Raw genomic sequence first — 19,481 nt, forward strand, 5'->3', positions numbered from 1 at the left:
TGAAACATTATAAAACGAAATTATGAATTCAGAAATAAGAGCACTAGAACCAAAAGCCCTTTGGAACAAATTTGCAGATTTAAATGCTGTGCCAAGAGCCTCGAAAAAAGAAGAGCAAGTTATTGCCTTTATGAAAGATTTTGGGTCGTCTTTAGGATTGGAAACTATTGAAGATGAAGTTGGAAATGTAATTATTAAAAAGCCAGCAACTGCCGGTATGGAAGATAGAGCGCCTATTGTAATGCAATCGCATTTAGATATGGTTCACCAAAAAAATAACGATACGGTTTTCGATTTTGCTACACAAGGTATAGACATGTATGTCGATGGCGATTGGGTACGTGCAAAAGGAACAACGCTTGGTGCCGATAATGGTTTGGGAGTGGCTACAATTATGGCTATTCTAGAAAGTAACGAGATTGCACATCCGCCGCTGGAAGCCTTATTTACTATAGACGAAGAAACCGGAATGACAGGTGCACAAGGTTTAAAAGGTGGTGTTTTGGAAGGAAACATTCTTTTAAATTTAGATACCGAAGAAGATGATGAAATTGGTGTAGGTTGTGCCGGAGGAATCGATGTTACGGCAACGAGAACGTATGAAGAAGAAGAAACTCCTGAATTTAAATTAGGATACAAAATTACTGTTAATGGTTTACAAGGTGGACATTCAGGAATGCAAATTCATGAAGGCTTAGGAAACTCGAATAAGATTTTAAACCGTTTATTATTTGACGGATTTGAAAACTTCGGATTACGTATTTCTGAAATTGATGGCGGAAGTTTACGTAATGCAATACCAAGAGAAAGTAAAGCTATAGTTGCTGTAGATGCAATTCATCAAGAGGCTTTCGAATTAGAAATGAAACTTCAAGGTGCTACAATTCAAGAGGAATTAAAAACAATGGAACCAGATTTAAAGGTGACTGTTGAAGCTGTAGAATTACCTGAAACTATTATGGACTTAGGTGTGCAAGAAGGCTTAACTAGAGCCTTATATGCCGCGCATAATGGGGTATACCGTATGAGCGCTGATATTCCTGAATTGGTAGAAACGTCTAATAATATTGCTCGAGTGCTTGTAAAAGACGGTCATATTAAAATAGGCTGTTTAACACGTTCTTCGGTAGATAGTTCTAAATGGGATTTAGCAAACACATTGCGTTCTGCATTCGAATTAACAGGATGTGAAGTGGAGTGTACGGGAGATTATCCAGGATGGGCACCAAATATGGATTCGTCTATCTTAAAAGTATTAGATACCACTTACCAAAAAATGTACGGTGAAAAAGCACATGTAGCCGCATGTCACGCAGGATTAGAGTGCGGGATTATTGGTTCTAATTATCCAGATATGGAAATGATTAGTTTTGGACCGACAATTAAAGGGGCGCATTCTCCAGACGAACGCGCTAGTATTTCTTCAGTACAGAAATACTGGAACTTTGTTCTTGAAATTTTAAAGGAGATTCCTAAAAAATAGAATATATTATATATAGAAAAAGCCGCTAATTATAGCGGCTTTTTTGTGTGTATTATAGTGATATATTATTCAGCTAAACCAACAATTTCTAAATCGAAGATTAAGTTTGTGTTTGGAGCAATAACAGGTGGTGCACCTCTTTCTCCATATGCTAAATAAGACGGAATAAATACGCGAGCTTTATCGCCTAAATTCATGTTTAACATAGCTTCTCTAAAACCAGGAACCAATCCAGCACGTTCGTTATATATCATTGGAAATGGTTTGTATCCACCTTGTACATCACGTTGTTCTTGGTATTTATTGTATTTCTTAGCAATTTCTGCCATAGACGTATCAAATAACTCACCGTTTTCAAAATAACCCGCATAATTAATTAGTACACGATCTGCACTTGTAGGTGTAACACTTCCTTCTCCACGCTCGGTATAAATCATAACAACACCGGTCTCTAATTTCTTTACTTCACCTTTTAAAGCTTCATTTTCTTTAATAAAGTCTTCTTTTGCGCGTTCTAAATTAGCTAAAGCTTCTTCTTTTTTACGTTCTATTTCTTTAAAACTTTCTAAGAATACAGCGTTAGCATCAAATTTTTTAGCAGCAGAACCTTTTCTAATAATGTTTATAGAGTTAATTACTACATCCTCTACAGGTTTGTCGCCTGGGCCAACTTCTACACTAGAAATAGAATCCTGAACGTCTTGTCCTATAACCAATTCACCAAAAACAGTATGTCTGTTATCTAAATTAGGAGTAGCAACATCTGTGATAAAAAACTGACTTCCATTCGTGCCAGGTCCAGCATTAGCCATAGATAAAATACCTGGTTTGTTGTGTCTTAAACTATCATTAAATTCGTCTGCGAATCTGTAACCAGGACCTCCACTTCCCATTCCTGTAGGATCACCTCCTTGAATCATAAATCCATCGATGATACGGTGAAAAGTAAGGCCGTCGTAATATCTTTTTCCTGTGTAAGTACTGTCTACTTTAGTATTAGTTCCTTCTGCAAGAGATACGAAGTTAGCTACAGTTACGGGTGTTTTTTCGAACTCAAGGTTAGCAACCATAGTTCCTTTGTTTGTATTAATTTCGGCATACATTCCGTCTTCTAAATCTGGATATTTAGTATCGCATGCAGTAAAACTTACCAATAGGGCAAGCAAAAATAGTTTCATTGATTGTTTTAATAATGTCATTGTGTGGAATTAATTTTCGGTTATTGAATGAATTGTTACTTTACAAATAAGTGGTGTATTTGTTTTTATTTTATTTTGATCGCCATAATAGCCATAAGCAATTGCCGAAGGAAACAAGAATGTTGCTGTTTCTCCAGCTTTCATTAGTTTTAGTCCTTCGCGTAAACCGGTAAATAATTCCTGTTTATCTACAATATAGGTGTCGGGCTTAGTTTCTGAGAATGAATAAACCAATTCTCCATTTATATTTTTAACGTTATAATCGAACTTTACAAGATCTCCAAAATTTGGATTTGGCAAGGAGTCCGATTCTACCTTCGTATTATAAGTATACCAAAAGCCGTTTTGAGAAGTTAAATAGTCTTGGTCTGGATTTGCATCCATAATATCTTGAAAACGTGTTTTCTCGTTTTCGTATAATTTAATGTTTCGCTCTATAGATTCCGTTACAAACGAACCACTTTTTACAGAAATTGGTCGTCTTGCCTCTGGAGATTTACAGCTTAGTACACTTAAAATGACCAAACAACACCATCCGATTTTTTTCATGAGACTAGTTCCTTTTTATGATCGGGTAATATAGTAATAAATTTTTCAACGGTTTCCTCTAAACTCAAATCGCTTTTTCCTCCTGCAGCATTGGTGTGGCCACCGCCTTCAAAATACTGTCTGGAGAATTCGTTTACAGAAAAATCGCCTTTAGAGCGTAACGATATTTTAATAATGTTATCTTTTTTATGCTCTATAAAAATAGCAGCGAAAATTATATTATCTAGAGATAATCCATAATTTACAAAACCTTCAGTGTCTCCTTTTTTAAAATCGAATTGATTTAACTCGTCTTGAGACAAGGTAATATATGCTGTTCTTAATTCAGGAATGACTTTTAAGTTTTTTAAAGCACAACCTAAAAGCTGAAGTTTAGCATAGCTATTGGTATCGTAAATGGCATTATGAATATCGGAGTTGTTCGCACCGCTCGCAATTAGTTTGCCTACAATTTCATGAGTCTGGCTGGTTGTTGAAGAGAATCTAAAAGAGCCAGTATCCGTCATAATTCCTGTGTATAGACAGGTTGCAATATCTGCGGTAACTTTATTTTCGTCGCCTAACATCTGAATAAAAAGGTATACCATTTCGCAGGTAGAACTCATACTAACGTCAGAAAACACAAATTTTGCATAATCGTCTGGTTGTTGGTGGTGGTCAATCATGATTTTAATGGCTTGACTGTCTCCAATACCATCGCCCATTTGTCCGACGCGGTGTAAGGCATTAAAATCTAATGTAAAAATAATGTCGGCGTCTTGTAATAATGTATTACAACGTTCTGTTTCGGCCTCATATTTTAAGACGGTTTCGTCTCCTGGTAGCCATTTTAAAAAGTGCGGATAATCGTTTGGAGCCATGACGATGGCATCGTGATTAGCCGATTTTAAATAATGATATAACGCTAAGGTAGACCCCATAGCATCTCCATCTGGATTTTTATGAGGAACAATTATAATTTTTTTTGGAGTACTTAAAAGTACTTTTATTTGGGTGATTTCTGCTGATGTCATAAGGGGCGAAGATACAATTTTTTAATATGCGATTATATTGTATTTCTTAAGAAATATATTACTTTTGGCACAAATTTATAAAAAGAATGGCAACAAATAGAACTTTTACAATGCTTAAGCCGGATGCGGTTGAAAACGGACACATTGGCGCAATTTTAGAAAAAATCAATGCTTCAGGATTTAGAATCGTTGCACTAAAATTAACGCAAATGACAATTGCAGATGCTCAAGAATTTTATGCAATCCATAATGAGAGACCTTTCTTTGGTGAACTAGTAGAATTTATGACTAGAGGACCTATCGTTGCTGCAATCTTAGAAAAAGAAAATGCAGTTGAAGACTTTAGAACACTTATTGGAGCAACTAACCCTGCGGAAGCTGCCGAAGGCACAATTCGTAAATTGTTTGCTAAATCTATCGGAGAAAATGCCGTACATGGTAGTGATAGTGATGAAAATGCTGCAATAGAAGGTGCATTTCATTTCTCAGGAAGAGAGATGTTTTAAGTGAAAAATCTTGATAAAATATTTAAAGCCTGTAAATTTTTACAGGTTTTTTTATTTTAAGACAATTTAAAATTTGAATCTATTAAAGATTTATTTATTTTTCCATTATGGAAGTTGTGAATTTACCGAAACAGCCATGTGCTATTGTGTCTTACCTAAGGGTAGGTAGGTTATTATACTATTCACTTTTCCTTTTTATCTTAGAATCTTGGGTGTATTGGAAATTTCTAAAAGCCTCATTTCAAAAAGATAATTTATGGATCCAGGGCTTCTGGATTTGGTGTTTCCTTTTTTCGTTTGTCCACATATTTTTAGTTTTAATGGATGGCTGGTCGCGTTATCAGAATTACAAACGGGCAAAAGATCAGTTTTTCGAATACGGATTTAGGAAACGTATTGCTGCAAATTACATGATTTCTAAATGCCAGCGAGAAGCCGCTTTGGTTGCCGCTAGTGAATTAGGAATAGAACATAAAGTGAATAATTACTATAAGCAACACGGTGTAAAATGGTTTCATTATGTGCCTTATTTTATGGTTAAAGATCCTTTGTTTTTATTTCGTAAAGCTTTCTGGTCGCGCACGTTTTTAGAGCGTAGTTATACGCCCAAATTCAATTTTAAAGACATTCAACCCAAGTTAACTTCATGATGTTAGTCGTAACCGATTTGTGTAAATCGTACCATAAATTACACGTTTTAAAGTCCGTGAATATGCAATGCAAGGCTGGAGAAATTTGTGGTGTATTGGGCGCTAATGGTGCGGGAAAAACAACTTTATTTAAAATTATTTTAGGACTGGTTAAACCTGATTCTGGCCATGTTAATTTAAAAGCCCAAGGAATTAAGCCCATAGGTGGAATTATAGAGAAACCGGCACTATACGATTATTTAAATGCTTACGATAATTTGAATTTGTTCTGCAAAAGTCAAGGATTAAAAGTAACTTCCACAGATATTTATAATCGGTTGCAACAAGTAGGTCTACCTATAGAAAGAACAGATCCCGTACGGAATTACTCTATGGGGATGAAACAGCGTTTGGGCATTGCCATTGCATTATTAAATAATCCGAAATGTTTAATCCTGGACGAACCTTTTTCTGGATTAGATCCCTTAGGAATTTCAGCCTTAAGAAAGTTAATTATCGATTTAGCAGAGAAAGAGCATTTGGCTATTTTAATTTCATCTCATATTATTGATGAGCTTAGTAAAATATGTAATACGATGTATGTGATTAAAGCAGGTGAAATTATTAAATCGGGGCTCGCGCAGGATATCATTTTAGAAAATACAAATAGTTTTAGTTTTAGCGCACCAAATATAAAAGCTTCTCAAGCTTTAAAACGGTACAATGTAAATTTTAAAGGTGAAATTGCACAGGTTTCTATAAGTACTAACCAAGTCCCTAAATTAATTCAAGAACTATCGGAAGAACACATTTTTATTACCTCCTGTGTTCCTGAATTAGATATGGATAAACTGTTTCAATAACCCTAAATATGCGCGCATTAATTTCTTCAGAGTTTTATAAACTCTACAAGCAAAGTAAAACCTATTATGCTTTGGTGGCTTTATTTATAATTGAAGCTGTAGTATTGGTTAGTGCATATTTTCAGGGTACTAGTATTATAGATATTTTACTAGATAATTTAAAGCAAACCTTCTATTTCGAGGGGAGTTTGCTTAACGGAAACCTTCTAGTCTATTTAATTTTAAATACATTATGGTTTCACTTGCCTTTAATTTTAATGATTATCGTATCCGGAACATTAACATCGGAATATAAAGACAGAACTGTACAAGCCATGATGTTGCAACCCATTAGTAAATGGAAATTTATTCTAAGTAAATACATCGTGGCGGTTATTTTTACTTTAGTTGTTGTATTTTTTGTTGCCCTTTCGGCATTTGTATTGTCGTATGGGATTTTCGGAAAAGGAGATTTAATTGTCTACTTAAATGCTCTAAATTTCTTTGAACAACAAGATGCTTTATATCGCCTAAAATGGGCTTTTGTGTCGGGTGCATTTTCCATGGTTTTTTTTTCGGTAGCGAGTCTAACTATTGCAGTATTTTTAAAAGAAGCCACAAAGACGTGGATTGTTTCTGCATTTTTTTTAATTCTGTCTAATATTTTATTGAAAGTAGATTTTGGAATCGCCTGGATTAACCGTTTATTTTTTGCCAAGTTAAACGATACTTGGCAGTACTTTTTTTATACCGAAATTCCTTGGGACACTATATTACAAAACACACTGTTTTTAAGCGTTTATATTGCATTACTTATGGGGATTGGTATTTACGTTTTTAATAAAAAAGATATAGGATGATACGATTTTTAATTTTGTTTTTTTGTGTTTCGACTGCTGTAGCTCAGGAGATTGATGCCGATTTATTAGCTGTTAAATCCCGAATGGATACTGTTGAAGCATTTACAGTAGATATACAATTGGATGTAGATATAAGCTTTATAAATATGCCAACCAAGCATGCTAAAATGACTTATACTAAAGGAGAAAAAGCCATGTTTGAATCGTCTGACTTCGTAATGATCCCGAAACGAGGATTAGATTTTTCTTTGCAACAGTTATTTGAATATCCGTTTATTACGGTAGATCGTGGCGAAGAGATAAGAAATGGAGTATCTTACAAAGCCATTAATATTATTCCTACCGATAAACGTGCCGATTTTTCCATAGCCACTTTATTGATAGATACAGTACAGGCGAGAATTACGGAAACGGAAATTAACACCAAGAAAAACGGAACCTATACTTTACACTTTCATTTTGAAAATGAAGATGACATATTGCCAGAGCTTGTAGATGTGAATTTTGAAATTGAACGTTTAAAAATTCCATTAAACTATATGGGAAAAGACACCTCTATCGATAGAAAGCAAATGCGAGAAGAAGGTGTGAAAACAGGAAAAATCACGTTAAAAATGACTAATTATAGTATAGACTATTTATAATTGTTCCAATTCTAGGGTATAATCGTATTGTAAATCTTCATGTAGCGTTAAAATGCTTTTTTGTATACTAGCAATCTGCCTGTCGTATAAGTTTGTTAGGGTCGCATTACGTTTAATAGACGGCTTAAATGCTTTCAATTCGGCACAGAAAAATAATAAAAGTTCCACTTCAGTTTCTTTTTTTCCTGAATATCTAACGTAGATTTTAAGTTGGCGCAATATTTTGCGTACACTTTTTTTTATATAAAAATAACTATTGGTATTAATGGTAGTAAACTGTTCCGAGATTTCAGTTTTAATTTGGTTTATGTATTCGGCTTCGTCGTGAGATTCGAACAGTAAGTAGGTGAGTAGCTCTTTATTTTCTTTTTTAAACTTCGATAAACGTAAGCATAGTGCGATAAGCTCGTCTTGCGTTTGATCTTTTAATTCTATTTTTAATTCTCGTACTGTGGCTGCTTTCATTTATACGTTATAATGGGCTCTAATAACACGTCTTACTTTTATTAATCTATATGCACCTATGGCTAATATAATGGGAGCCATAACGATTAAAACAATGCCAAACCATTCCATCTGTTCTAGCATATGTAGTTTAATTATGGTGAGTCCTGTTCCTAAAAACACCATAAATGATCTAAAATAAGCCAGAAAGGTGCGCTCGTTTGCGAGTTTAGTTCGTTCTATTGCTAGCCAATCTCGTGTAATTAAAGCTGGTGGGGTTATGTTGTCTTCAGCCATGATATGCTACTTTGAGTTTGTTATTTGTTTAGTTGTCTAAAATTAAAGATACTCAAAGCTAAACTTCTATTTTAATTTTTCAAAAGTAAAGCTATAAAAAAAGCCCAATCTTGCGATTGAGCTTTTTAGTATATAAGTGAAAATGGCTTATTGCTTATCAGCTTCTACCATGCTTTTCATTTCTTTTTCAACCATTTCGTAGAATTGGTCAATTTTAGGAAGTACAACAATACGAGTACGTCTGTTTGTAGCTCTGTTCTCTGCAGTATCATTATCTACTAATGGTACGTAGTGACTTCTACCAGCTGCAATTAATTGTGCAGGATTAACGTTCATTTCTTGTAATACTCTTACAACAGATGTAGCACGTTTAACACTTAAGTCCCAGTTGTCTTCAAGAATACCACCTTTTTTGTAAGGTACGTTGTCTGTGTGACCTTCTACCATAGCTTCAAAGTTTGGTTTGCTATTTACAACTTTAGCAACTTTAGCTAAAACATCTTTAGCTTTATCTGTTACGATATAACTTCCGCTTCTAAATAATAATTTATCAGCAATAGAGATAAATACAACACCTTTTTCTACATTGATTTCGATGTCTGGATCGTTAATACCAACTTCTTTCTTTAAACTAGTAACAACTGCTAAAGTAACACTGTCTTTTCTAGTTAAAGCATCTTGCAATCTTGTGATTTTAAGATCCTTTTCTTTCATGCTTTCTAAAGATTTCTCTAAGTTCTCTGCACCTTTTTGAGTCAGAGTTGTTAAATTCCCTTTAGTGTCAATTAAATCGGTAATTTGATCTTTCAAGGCTTCCGCTCTAGCAGTAGCCGCAGCTTTTTCTGTTAAACAACTATTCAGTTTAACTGTTGCTGTATTTAATAAATCTTGAGTTTCTTTTTGCTTAGATTCTAGTGCTGCGTAATCTTTTTTAGATACACATGATGATAATAGGAGTAAAGCAGCTACACTGCTTAAAATTAGTTTCTTCATAATAATTCTTAAATTACATTTAAACATATCAAAAATATGAAAAAAAAGATGTTAAAATAGCGTTTAACAAAACTTTTGCTAAGTATTTTTCAATTCACTATACTTTTGTTTCTTTTTAACAAAATAATCCCAAACTATTAATTCTGATTTATAGGAGTTTTGGGGCTGTACAAGTGTTTTTCTTTCCTTTAATACTTCCGATAACTGTATGTAAAAACTGAAATGTGCGTGAATTATTGCAATGAAATGCTTAAATTTTAATTGTAATAAAAACTGAAGTCCGGCAACGCCGTCTAACAGCATTCTAATGAAGATTATAGCGAGTATATTGCCGCTTGCATTTTTTACTAAAGTGAATAAACTATTCCTGAAATTAAGGTAGGTTTTCTTCGGATTCGAGGCATTTAACGTGGCACCACCAACATGATAAACTTGCGATGCAGGAATACACTTTATGGAGTACCCCAAATTTCTGGTGCGCCAACATAAATCAATTTCCTCCATATGGGCAAAAAAAGCATTGTCGAATCCATTTATAGTGTTAAACACGTCCGATCTTACAAACAGACAAGCACCAGTGGCCCAGTCTATATTTATATTAGAATTGTACTGTCCGTTATCTTTTTCCAACGTGTCAAAAATACGACCGCGACAAAACGGATAGCCATATTTATCTATAAAGCCACCAGAGGCGCCAGCGTATTCAAAATACTCTTTATTCTTAAAATCTAAAATTTTAGGTTGGAGTATAGCGGTTTTAGCCTCTTGCTTAAAAGCATCTCTTATAGGCGATAGCCAATTTGGAGTGACTTCGATGTCGCTATTTAATAAACAATAAACGTCTGCATCTATGTGTTTTAAACCGTCGTTATAGCCTTTTGCATAGCCACCGTTTTCCGAATTTAATATGATGCCTACCGAAGGAAATTCTTTTTTTAGAAGGTTAACAGATTCATCTGTAGACGCATTATCAATTACATAAATATCGGCGCCTTCCGAATTTAAAATTACAGAGGGTAGAAACTGTTTTAGTAACGTTGCTCCATTCCAATTTAATATAGCAATAGCAATTTTCATAATCTGTTAGGCCTTGTAATTAGGAATGTCTTGTAAGAAATTATATTTTTCGGCTTCAAAATCCATCTGGCAATAATAATGATTTAATCCGTTTGTAACCATTAAATAGCTCGCGTTTAGGGTTAAATTATATCGTGCAATTTGGTCGAAGGTGGTTTGCGTAATATTTATTTTAGGCGCTTTACATTCTACAATAACATGAATGCTTCCATCGGAATTAAAAATGACGATATCGTAGCGCTTACGTAACTTGTTTACTATTAATTCCTTTTCAACATTTATAAGTGATTTGGGGTAACCTTTAACTTGTATTAAATAGTGTACACAATGTTGGCGTACCCATTCTTCGGGTTGAAGAATCACAAATTTTTTACGGATATCATCAAAAATAGAAATTTTATTTTCGCTATTTTTGAATCGAAATGAAAACTTCGGAAAGTTTAGTTCTTGCATTGCTAAGTCTTGAATTTTCAAAGTTAGATTTCAAAATTCAAAAACCAAATTCCAAGAGGGTATTTTTGGAATAATCCTAGATAGTTTACAGTTTGGACGAGATAAAACAATTAGTTGCCGATATAAAGGAGAAAAAATTAAAACCTATTTATCTTTTAATGGGAGAAGAAACCTATTATATAGATAAGCTTTCCGATTATATTGAAGATCATGTTTTAAATGAGGAAGAAAAAGGCTTTAATCAAATGGTATTGTATGGTCGCGATGTGACTGTAGAAGATATTGTGGGACAAGCCAAACGATATCCTATGATGGCCGAATACCAGGTTGTTATTGTAAAGGAAGCTCAAGATTTATCGCGAACTATAGATAAATTGGTAGATTATGCTAAAAACCCACAACCGTCTACTATTTTAGTTTTAAACTATAAATATAAAACGGTAGATAAACGTAAGGCTGTTTACAAAACCATTAAAAAAACGGGGGTTGTTTTTGAAAGTAAGAAGCTTTACGAAAATCAGGTTGCAGATTGGATTCGTCGTATTTTAGCGCCAAAATCGTATACCATTACGCCTAAAGCAGCCCAAATGTTAGTGGAGTTTTTAGGGAACGATTTGAGTAAAATAAGTAATGAATTAGATAAATTACAGATTGTATTACCAAAAGATAGTCAGATTACACCCGAACATATCGAAGAAAATATAGGGATTAGTAAGGATTATAATAATTTTGAATTACGTAAAGCCATAGGAGCGAGGGATGTGCTAAAGGCGCAACGTATTGTTAAATATTTTGCAGAAAACCCCAAGGACAATCCTATGGTGGTTACGGTGTCTTTAGTGTTCTCATTTTTCTCGCAATTGTTACAAGTTCATGGTTTAGCGGATAAGAATCCAAGAAATGTGGCTTCAGCAATAAAAATTAACCCGTATTTCGTAGATGAATATCTCGTAGCATTACGGAATTATCCTATGAAAAAGGTAAGTGCTAATATTGCAACACTGCGCGAATTCGATGTAAAAAGTAAAGGTGTGGGATCTAACGCGGTGCCACAGGGCGATTTGCTAAAAGAACTTTTGGTGCTTTTAATGTTTTAAAAATTTAGAAAAGAATAAAAATAGCTTAACGTCTGTTATAAATGTGAGTTAGTGTTATCGGATAATAAAGTTGTATTCATGCAACGACTTTAAAAGATGACTTACTTTTTCTCTTTTCTGAAGAATGTTATAAAAAATATCCCCAAAGCAAGGAACATACTTATTCTAGCAATATAGTCTCCTGCTTTAACATAGAACGTTAGGTTGGTATTTACTGGAATATCTGCTTTTAAACTTCCTTGTGTGTCATAAGCTAAGGTTTGCAAAAGCTCGCCTTTCGGACTAATAAAAGCTGAAATTCCGGTGTTCGCACTTCTTGCAATAGCGCGACGTGTTTCTATAGCTCTAAGTCTAGCCAAACTTAAATGTTGCTTATGCCCTTGCGTATTTCCCCACCAAGCATCGTTAGTCATAATTGCTAAAACATTCGCGCCGTTTCTGATATAACCTGTGACATACTCACCATATACAGATTCGTAACAAATTACAGGGGCTACCTTATAATTAGTATTCTTTAATAAGAAAGCAGAGCGTTCTGTTTGTGTCGTTTTCATGGCTACAGTTCCGCCTAAATCTAACATGGCATCGCCAATAATTGGTTTTAAAATACTTTGATACGGAAAGTTTTCTACACCAACAACTAGTTTAGATTTATGATAAATTAGTGGTGTTTTATCTGAATTTATAAGTGCTGCGGAATTGTAAAAATCTACCCAAAGATGTTCGTTGTACTGGTTGGAAGTTGGTAAAATATCTGCTTCACGCGTATGCTTTTGGTAAAATTGAAAGCCCAATAAGTAGTTTAAATTGGGATAGTTATACACAAAAGCTTTGGCTTGAAAAAACTCTTTACTGCTATTAAAACGTGGTAAATCTACGCCATAACCTTCTGCCAAGACAGTCTCTGGAGTCACAAGAAGATTTGTTTCTTGAGTGGTTTTTTCTGTGGCTAATTTTTCTAACAGTACGCCAACCTCTTCATTGGTGGCATTATATTTTTCACTGTATGGATCTATATTTGGTTGTAGCACCACGGCCTCAATAGTATTACTTTCAGGAGTGTAGGTATAATAGCGTACTATAGAGCCGGCAATTGGAATACAGATAATGGCTAGAGTCTGAATGGTTGCACGTTTTAAGACTCTGTGTTCCGAAGTTTCAAAAAAGGTTATAAGTGCTTTAAAAAGAATCACGTTTACCAGCCATATCCAAAGTGTACCGCCGAAGGTTCCAGTAAGTTCGTACCATTGCACCCATTTTGGATACTCAGAAAAGGCATTACCTAAATTAAGCCATGGCCAAGAAAATTCCCAACCCAGATGTAATTTCTCGAAACAAATCCAAAGAGTTATTAAAAAGCAAAGTGATTTATTAGTTGTAGTTCGCTTAGCAACGGCTTGATAAATTAAAATTATAAAAGCCATGAGCAAACTATTTACCAAAATAGCAAAACTAGCACCAAACATATCGGCGTATTGCAACCAATTGGTAGTAATAAAATTCCAAATAAAGAATGCTAGATACGACAAGCCAAATAAACGCCAACCTTTGTACTTTAAAGAATGCGTTGTTCTAAGCTGTTGAGCTACATAAAGTAATGGGATAAAAGCGACAAATAAAAGTACAGGAAATCCGTAAGTAGGCCAGCCTAAAGCTAATAATAATCCTGTTGCAAGGGCTAATAAAAGATGTTTCAAAGTGTTGAATCCGATTTTTTAAAGGCCTGTTTCATCCTATAAATTAGTGCCTAAAGATACTAAAATCCAATTTCAAAGAAAACACATTCGAGTATAAAGCTACACTTTGGTCTCCAATATCTGTAAATGCATAATCGACTTGAATGCCTTGGTATTTAAATCCGACTCCCAAACTAGGCTGAAAGCTCACATGTTCGGTATTATCGATTTGTAATTCGTTTTGAAAATTACCCATACCACCACGTAAATATACCATATCTAAATACCCAAATTCAAATCCAAAGGAAGGATTTATACTCACAACACTGGTAGAAATAATATCGTTGTTTTCGGCGAAACGCATTTGTAAATCAATAGCCGTTTCTAAAGAATAATCGTAGTTAAATATAAAGGTTTTAGATATTCCCAACTGTAATTTAGGAATGGTGATTTCTGTAGTTTCGGGAAGTTCTTGGTTTTCGCCACCAATAGCATCTTGAATGGTTTGAAATTTATCTTCGTCGATTTGCCAAGCATTAAACGTAGTCGTAATATCTCTAGCCATTAACCCAAATTTCCAAGAATTAGTTTCGTACTGAATTCCAGCATCAAACCCAAATCCCCAAGAGTTAGCAAAATCTCCAATTATTCGTCTAATCACTTTGGCATTTACACCATAACTAAACCCTTCTAGAAATGTAGGTTGTCTAGCATAAGAGAAGGTTACCCCGTAATCTGCAGTAGAAAACAATTCAATTCTATCATAATTAATGTTTCCTTCGTCGTCTATTAATTGAGTGGTGTCTAAAATATCGTCTACTCCAAATCTAATTAACGAAATTCCCATAGCGCTTTGGTTGTCTATAGGCATGGCATAGGCTACATAATCGTAATTAGCAATGTTAGCAAAATAACTAGAATGCATTAACGACAGCTGATTGTCCTCTAAGTGCACTAATCCCGCAGGATTCCAATATCCTGAATTCACATCGGCAGATTGTGCTGTAACCGCATGGCTCATTCCTAATGCCGCGGCATCTACTCCAATATTCATAAATTCGTTAGAATATTTTCGTACTGCTTGGCTAAATGCAGATGCACTAAGTAATAGGAGTAGGGAAGTGAAAAGTATCTTCAATTCTAATTTTTTACAAATATGCAGATTATTTAATTGGGTTAAAAACTTTATTTAAAGCGAATATGAAGTTGATATTCATATTTTAAAATGAATTGTAAAAATTCTTAACGTAGTATTTAACTTAAAATATAGTCGCTTATTGTGTTATTTTTGGAAATGGTCTTATATTAGACCATAAATCTTTATTACTTTTACATAAACAACTTACAGTATGTCGATTAAGAATTATGTGCCAAATGCGCTGACTTTATTAAATTTATTTTGTGGTTGTGTTGCCGTTATATTTGCAACTCACAATCATTTTATAGCAGCCGCAACGTTTGTATTTGGAGGTGTGTTTTTCGATTTTTTCGATGGGTTTGCTGCGCGAAAACTTGGCGTGTCTTCAGAATTAGGATTGCAATTAGATTCTTTGGCCGATATGGTTACAAGTGGCGTTGTACCAGGTATTGTAATGTATAAATTACTTGCTTTAAGTGCGGGTAAACCGGAGCTGTCTACAGACACAGGTTCGTGGAATGCTTTTTTTAGTGGAGATGCAGTGATGCCATCATTTTTACCACTTTTAGGATTCTTAATTACTTTGTCTTCTGCCTATCGTTTAGCTAAATTTAATTTAGATGAAGAACAACAAGATTATTTTAAAGGGCTACCAACTCCAGCAAATACACTCTTAATTATATCGTTACCTTTAATAATGGAATTACAGCATAATGCAATGATGAATGCCATAATAATGAATCAAGGCTTTTTGATAGCATTAACCTTAACAAGTACCTTTTTATTAAATGCGCCTGTAGTGTTATTTGCTTTAAAATTTAAAACTTGGGATTTTAAATCTAATGCCGTTAGATATATCTTTTTAATGGTATGTGTGTTGCTACTTGTATTTCTTCAATTCGCGGCTATTCCATTAATTATTTTGGTATATGTGGCAATGTCTATGTTAGATGTGGTGATCAAGGGGAGTTATTAGATTCTGATTTAAGGCTAATAAAAGCTCAGAAGCACCTATTTTTGTGCGGTGTTTGGATATATCTGAATCTTACTTTAATAACAATATATTGATATATCATCGATCTGATTAGGGAGCACCTTATTGTCCTAAAAGATGGATTTATGTCAAACATTGTCCGCGAATAACAAAATATAAACGTGATAATTCAATACGTGAGAAAAGGTTTTGGCATTTCTATATTCCTACGAGTTTAAAAAATATCACATCTAATCAGAACTCAATTTTAGACTTAGAGTCCAATTTTATCACCGATAGTACTTGTAATTCAATGAAACGAGTCTACTCAAATTATAACAGAATCTGTAGTCTATTTCTTATCGGGATAATTTCTAAACCGCGAAAGGCTACCAAAACTTAAAGTAAAGTTAGCGTACGATTTAAAAATCTAACTTCTTTTTACGTAGCTCGAAATTCTGACCTAAATATACTTTACGTACCATTTCGTCTTCGGCAAGTTCTTCGGGTTTTCCGGCTTTTAAAATACCACCTTCAAACATTAAGTACGTACGGTCTGTAATGGCTAAAGTTTCTTGTACGTTGTGGTCTGTAATTAATATACCAATGTTCTTTTTGGTAAGTTGTGCTACAATACGCTGAATATCTTCTACAGCCACAGGATCTACTCCTGCAAAAGGTTCGTCTAGTAAAATAAAATTAGGGTCGGTTGCTAGGGCACGAGCAATTTCTGTACGTCTACGTTCCCCTCCAGATAATAAATCGCCACGACTCTTACGAATATGCCCTAAACTAAATTCATCAATTAGGGATTCCATTTTCATGAGCTGTTCTTTTTTGCTCATTTTTGTAAGCTGTAATACGCTTAAAATATTATCTTCAATACTTAATTTTCTAAAAACAGAGGCTTCTTGAGCCAAATAACCAATACCGTTCTGCGCACGTTTGTACATAGGGTATTTAGTAATTTCTTTATCTTCTAAATAAATAGAGCCACCATTGGGTTTAACTAAGCCAACAATCATATAGAAAGACGTGGTTTTTCCTGCTCCATTAGGACCCAGTAATCCCACAATTTCACCTTGATTAACCTCTAGAGAGACATCTTTTACAACTTTTCGTCCGTTGTAGGACTTCATTAAATGTTCAGCTTTTAGTTTCACGATGCGGTGTTTTTTATTATCTGTTTTAAAAATACAGAAGTGCTAAAATACTAAAATCATAGCACTTTCTGTTAGTGATTTTTCTACTTTAAATTAGGCTTCGGTAGCTTCTAATTCATCCCAAAACTCGTAAGCACGCCTTAAATGTGGAATAACGATAGTACCACCCACAAGGGTTGCAATACTTAAAGCTTCGACAACTTCTGCACGTGTTAAACCAGATTTGTACGCCGTTTCTAAATGATATTTTACACAATCGTCGCAACGTAACACAGTAGAAGCAACTAAACCTAGAAGTTCTTTGGTCTTAACATCTAAAGCTCCTGCCTGAAAGGCATTGGTATCTAAGTTAAAGATGCGTTTTATTATTTTATTATCATCGCTCAAAATGCGGTCATTCATTTTGGCTCTATAGTCGTTAAACTCGTTAATTTTATCTGACATTTTTTAAAGCTTTAGATTTTTTACGTTCTTTTCTAGTTACAAATTTGGCTATATAAATACTCACTTCATATAAAATAAGAACAGGGATAGCCACAATAACCTGACTGGCAATATCTGGAGGTGTAATTACAGCCGAAACAATAAGTACAATAACCATGGCTATTTTTCTATATTTTCTTAAGAACTCAGGGGTAATAATTCCACCTTTTGCCAAGAAATATATTATTATAGGTAACTCAAAAATAATACCACATGCAATTACCGAAGAGCGAATTAAACTAATGTAACTACTTAAATCGAAATCGTTATGTACCTTTTCACTGACTTGATACGTTCCTAAGAAGTTGATGGATAACGGACAAATTACATAGTATCCAAACAGAACTCCTACGAAAAACAAAAATGACGAGATAAAAATAAATCCTCTTGAGTTTTTACGTTCGTTGGCGTGCATACCAGGACTAATAAATTGCCATATTTCATATAGAATATATGGGAATGAAATAATAAAACCAGCCGTAATTGCGGTCCAAATATGGGCCGAAAATTGTCCAGCCATAGTTCTACTTTGTATTTTGAAAGCCGCTTCGTTAAAACAGAAACTATCGTCTAGCCCTAAGTAATTCGAAATGTTACATAAAATATCATAAGTAAAAAAACTTGGACGTGTTGGTCCAAATAAAATAGTATCGAAAATGAAGCTCTTTGCGAAAAAGGCTAATGTGGCCGCGATCATTACCGATAATGTTGCTCGGATTAAATGCCACCTTAGGTCTTCAAGATGATCTAAGAAAGACATCTCGTTTATATTTTTTTTAATCTTTTTCGCCATTATATAATACCTTCTTTTATTAAATCGTGAATATGTACCACTCCAGCGTACGTGTTGTCGTCTTTAGAAACTAAAAGCTGAGATATATCGTTAGTTTCCATGAGTTCTAAAGCTTCTATCGCCATGGCGTTTTCATTTATGGTTTTAGGCATATTTCCCATAATGTCTTTAGCGGTTAGATTGATAAAGTGATCTGTTTTTGTAAGCATTCGTCTTAAATCTCCATCAGTAATAATACCAACAATTTTTTGGTCTTCTATAACAGCAGTAACACCTAACATGTTTTTAGAGATATTTATAATAACCTCTTTAATATTAGTGTCGGGGTGTACTTCGGGTTTGTTGTTATCGTTAGAAATATCGGAAACGCGTAAATATAGTTTTTTACCTAATGCACCTCCCGGATGATATTTTGCAAAATCTCCGCTCGAAAAGCCACGTAGTTCTAAAAGACAAACGGCTAAAGCATCTCCCATAACCAATTGGGCTGTTGTGCTAGTTGTTGGAGCTAGGTTTAACGGACAAGCTTCTTTTTCGACATAGGTGTTTAAAAAATAGTCGCAATGCTGTCCTAAAAAGGAATCTTCATTGCCTGTAATCCCTATTAATTTATTTTTAGTGCTTTTAATAAGAGGAATTAGCACTTTTATTTCCGGCGTGTTTCCACTTTTTGAAATACATATAACAATGTCGTCTTTTAAAATAAGACCTAAATCACCATGTATGGCCTCGGCAGCATGCATAAAAAGAGCAGGTGTTCCTGTGGAATTTAGAGTGGCCACAATCTTGTTACCGATAATCGCGCTTTTCCCAATACCAGTAATGATTACGCGCCCTTTGGATTTGTAAATGAGGTCTACAACATTGACGAAATTGTCATTTATATATGATTTTAAATTCAATATAGACTGACCTTCTAACTCAAATACTTGTTTAGCAGAGTTTATAATGTCATGATTTTTATTCAAAATTTAATATTTTTTTAGGTTGATGCTTTTAAAGATTTTATTACCTTTAAACTGAAACGAACTTTTTTTTATAATTTTCGCTTGGTAATTGATTGCAAAACTAACGAAAAAAAATAATGAAGGTTCTCTAAATACAACGAATTAACTAATAGCTCATGTTTTTTTTCGCTGTATTAAATGTGTAAATAAAAATATAAACAA

The 19,481-nt window shown here is 34.2% G+C and carries 22 protein-coding genes; 8 read left to right on the forward strand and 14 right to left on the reverse strand.

Going from position 1 to position 19,481, the window contains the following annotated elements; translation table 11 throughout:
• Nucleotides 1-22: 22 nt before the first annotated feature.
• Nucleotides 23-1,483: an aminoacyl-histidine dipeptidase gene (locus ACKC83_RS11615; protein ID WP_414036926.1), complete on the forward strand. Its 1,461-nt coding sequence runs from the start codon at nt 23-25 to the stop codon at nt 1,481-1,483.
• Between the two features lie 65 nt (nt 1,484-1,548).
• On the opposite strand, the gene ACKC83_RS11620 is transcribed toward ACKC83_RS11615, so the two are convergent.
• Genes ACKC83_RS11620 through ACKC83_RS11630 form a run of 3 tightly spaced genes read right to left on the reverse strand, consistent with a single transcriptional unit; the run spans nt 1,549 to nt 4,244 of the window.
• Nucleotides 1,549-2,661, reverse strand: coding sequence for a peptidylprolyl isomerase (locus ACKC83_RS11620; RefSeq protein ID WP_414036925.1), 1,113 nt, complete (start codon nt 2,659-2,661; stop codon nt 1,549-1,551).
• Nucleotides 2,662-2,691: 30 nt separating this feature from the next.
• A complete protein-coding gene (gldI, locus tag ACKC83_RS11625; RefSeq protein WP_414036924.1) occupies nt 2,692-3,231 on the reverse strand; it encodes a gliding motility-associated peptidyl-prolyl isomerase GldI in 540 nt (179 codons plus the stop codon).
• The gene (locus tag ACKC83_RS11630) at nt 3,228-4,244 is read right to left on the reverse strand and encodes a DHH family phosphoesterase (protein WP_434035626.1); all 1,017 of its coding nucleotides are present in this window, start codon (nt 4,242-4,244) and stop codon (nt 3,228-3,230) included. Before ACKC83_RS11630 ends, gldI begins: the two co-directional genes overlap by 4 nt.
• Before the next feature lie 86 nt (nt 4,245-4,330).
• Between ACKC83_RS11630 and ACKC83_RS11635 the strand changes: the two genes are divergently transcribed.
• From ACKC83_RS11635 to ACKC83_RS11655, 5 genes are all read left to right on the forward strand, one after another.
• Complete coding sequence (locus ACKC83_RS11635; RefSeq protein WP_434035627.1) at nt 4,331-4,750, forward strand: nucleoside-diphosphate kinase; 420 nt, start codon at nt 4,331-4,333, stop codon at nt 4,748-4,750.
• Nucleotides 4,751-4,857: 107 nt separating this feature from the next.
• Entirely contained in the window at nt 4,858-5,400 is a 543-nt protein-coding gene (locus ACKC83_RS11640; RefSeq protein ID WP_434035628.1) for a hypothetical protein, read from the forward strand.
• Nucleotides 5,397-6,242, forward strand: a complete 846-nt coding sequence (locus ACKC83_RS11645) for an ABC transporter ATP-binding protein (RefSeq protein ID WP_434035629.1) — start codon at nt 5,397-5,399, stop codon at nt 6,240-6,242. The genes ACKC83_RS11640 and ACKC83_RS11645 overlap by 4 nt, the downstream gene beginning before the upstream one ends.
• Nucleotides 6,243-6,250: 8 nt before the next feature.
• Nucleotides 6,251-7,081, forward strand: coding sequence for an ABC transporter permease (locus ACKC83_RS11650; protein ID WP_434035630.1), 831 nt, complete (start codon nt 6,251-6,253; stop codon nt 7,079-7,081).
• Nucleotides 7,078-7,725: a hypothetical protein gene (locus ACKC83_RS11655; RefSeq protein WP_414036918.1), complete on the forward strand. Its 648-nt coding sequence runs from the start codon at nt 7,078-7,080 to the stop codon at nt 7,723-7,725. The genes ACKC83_RS11650 and ACKC83_RS11655 overlap by 4 nt, the downstream gene beginning before the upstream one ends.
• Here ACKC83_RS11655 and ACKC83_RS11660 read toward each other — a convergent pair.
• From ACKC83_RS11660 to ACKC83_RS11680, 5 genes are all read right to left on the reverse strand, one after another.
• Entirely contained in the window at nt 7,720-8,190 is a 471-nt protein-coding gene (locus tag ACKC83_RS11660; RefSeq protein WP_434035631.1) for a hypothetical protein, read from the reverse strand. The two genes, ACKC83_RS11655 and ACKC83_RS11660, sit on opposite strands and share 6 nt — an antisense overlap.
• Entirely contained in the window at nt 8,191-8,466 is a 276-nt protein-coding gene (locus ACKC83_RS11665) for a DUF202 domain-containing protein (RefSeq protein ID WP_414036916.1), read from the reverse strand.
• Nucleotides 8,467-8,613: 147 nt separating this feature from the next.
• Nucleotides 8,614-9,459, reverse strand: a complete 846-nt coding sequence (locus ACKC83_RS11670; protein ID WP_414036915.1) for an OmpA/MotB family protein — start codon at nt 9,457-9,459, stop codon at nt 8,614-8,616.
• Nucleotides 9,460-9,537: 78 nt separating this feature from the next.
• Complete coding sequence (locus tag ACKC83_RS11675; protein ID WP_434035632.1) at nt 9,538-10,536, reverse strand: glycosyltransferase family 2 protein; 999 nt, start codon at nt 10,534-10,536, stop codon at nt 9,538-9,540.
• 6 nt (nt 10,537-10,542) lie between these two features.
• Nucleotides 10,543-10,989, reverse strand: a complete 447-nt coding sequence (locus tag ACKC83_RS11680; RefSeq protein ID WP_414037076.1) for a type I restriction enzyme HsdR N-terminal domain-containing protein — start codon at nt 10,987-10,989, stop codon at nt 10,543-10,545.
• Between the two features lie 92 nt (nt 10,990-11,081).
• On the opposite strand from ACKC83_RS11680, the gene holA reads away from it, so the two are divergent.
• The gene (gene holA, locus ACKC83_RS11685) at nt 11,082-12,086 is read left to right on the forward strand and encodes a DNA polymerase III subunit delta (RefSeq protein ID WP_414036913.1); all 1,005 of its coding nucleotides are present in this window, start codon (nt 11,082-11,084) and stop codon (nt 12,084-12,086) included.
• A 101-nt stretch (nt 12,087-12,187) separates the two neighbouring features.
• On the opposite strand, the gene lnt is transcribed toward holA, so the two are convergent.
• On the reverse strand, nt 12,188-13,783 hold the full coding sequence (lnt, locus tag ACKC83_RS11690) for an apolipoprotein N-acyltransferase (protein WP_434035633.1): 1,596 nt from the start codon (nt 13,781-13,783) through the stop codon (nt 12,188-12,190).
• Nucleotides 13,784-13,826: 43 nt separating this feature from the next.
• Nucleotides 13,827-14,816, reverse strand: a complete 990-nt coding sequence (locus ACKC83_RS11695) for a PorV/PorQ family protein (RefSeq protein WP_434037780.1) — start codon at nt 14,814-14,816, stop codon at nt 13,827-13,829.
• A 295-nt stretch (nt 14,817-15,111) separates the two neighbouring features.
• Here ACKC83_RS11695 and ACKC83_RS11700 point away from each other — a divergent pair, with 295 nt between their 5' ends.
• On the forward strand, nt 15,112-15,876 hold the full coding sequence (locus ACKC83_RS11700) for a CDP-alcohol phosphatidyltransferase family protein (protein WP_434035634.1): 765 nt from the start codon (nt 15,112-15,114) through the stop codon (nt 15,874-15,876).
• A 419-nt stretch (nt 15,877-16,295) separates the two neighbouring features.
• Here ACKC83_RS11700 and lptB read toward each other — a convergent pair whose 3' ends face one another.
• From lptB to ACKC83_RS11720, 4 genes are all read right to left on the reverse strand, one after another.
• Nucleotides 16,296-17,036 (reverse strand): LPS export ABC transporter ATP-binding protein, encoded by a 741-nt coding sequence (gene lptB / locus ACKC83_RS11705; protein ID WP_382381783.1) that lies wholly within the window; start codon nt 17,034-17,036, stop codon nt 16,296-16,298.
• A 93-nt stretch (nt 17,037-17,129) separates the two neighbouring features.
• Complete coding sequence (locus ACKC83_RS11710; RefSeq protein ID WP_414036910.1) at nt 17,130-17,480, reverse strand: carboxymuconolactone decarboxylase family protein; 351 nt, start codon at nt 17,478-17,480, stop codon at nt 17,130-17,132.
• Entirely contained in the window at nt 17,470-18,312 is an 843-nt protein-coding gene (gene tatC, locus ACKC83_RS11715) for a twin-arginine translocase subunit TatC (protein ID WP_414036909.1), read from the reverse strand. Before tatC ends, ACKC83_RS11710 begins: the two co-directional genes overlap by 11 nt.
• Nucleotides 18,312-19,280 (reverse strand): KpsF/GutQ family sugar-phosphate isomerase, encoded by a 969-nt coding sequence (locus tag ACKC83_RS11720; protein ID WP_414036908.1) that lies wholly within the window; start codon nt 19,278-19,280, stop codon nt 18,312-18,314. The genes tatC and ACKC83_RS11720 overlap by 1 nt, the downstream gene beginning before the upstream one ends.
• Nucleotides 19,281-19,481 lie beyond the last annotated feature (201 nt).

This window comes from Formosa bonchosmolovskayae, from assembly GCF_051016085.1.
Lineage (GTDB): Bacteria > Bacteroidota > Bacteroidia > Flavobacteriales > Flavobacteriaceae > Formosa.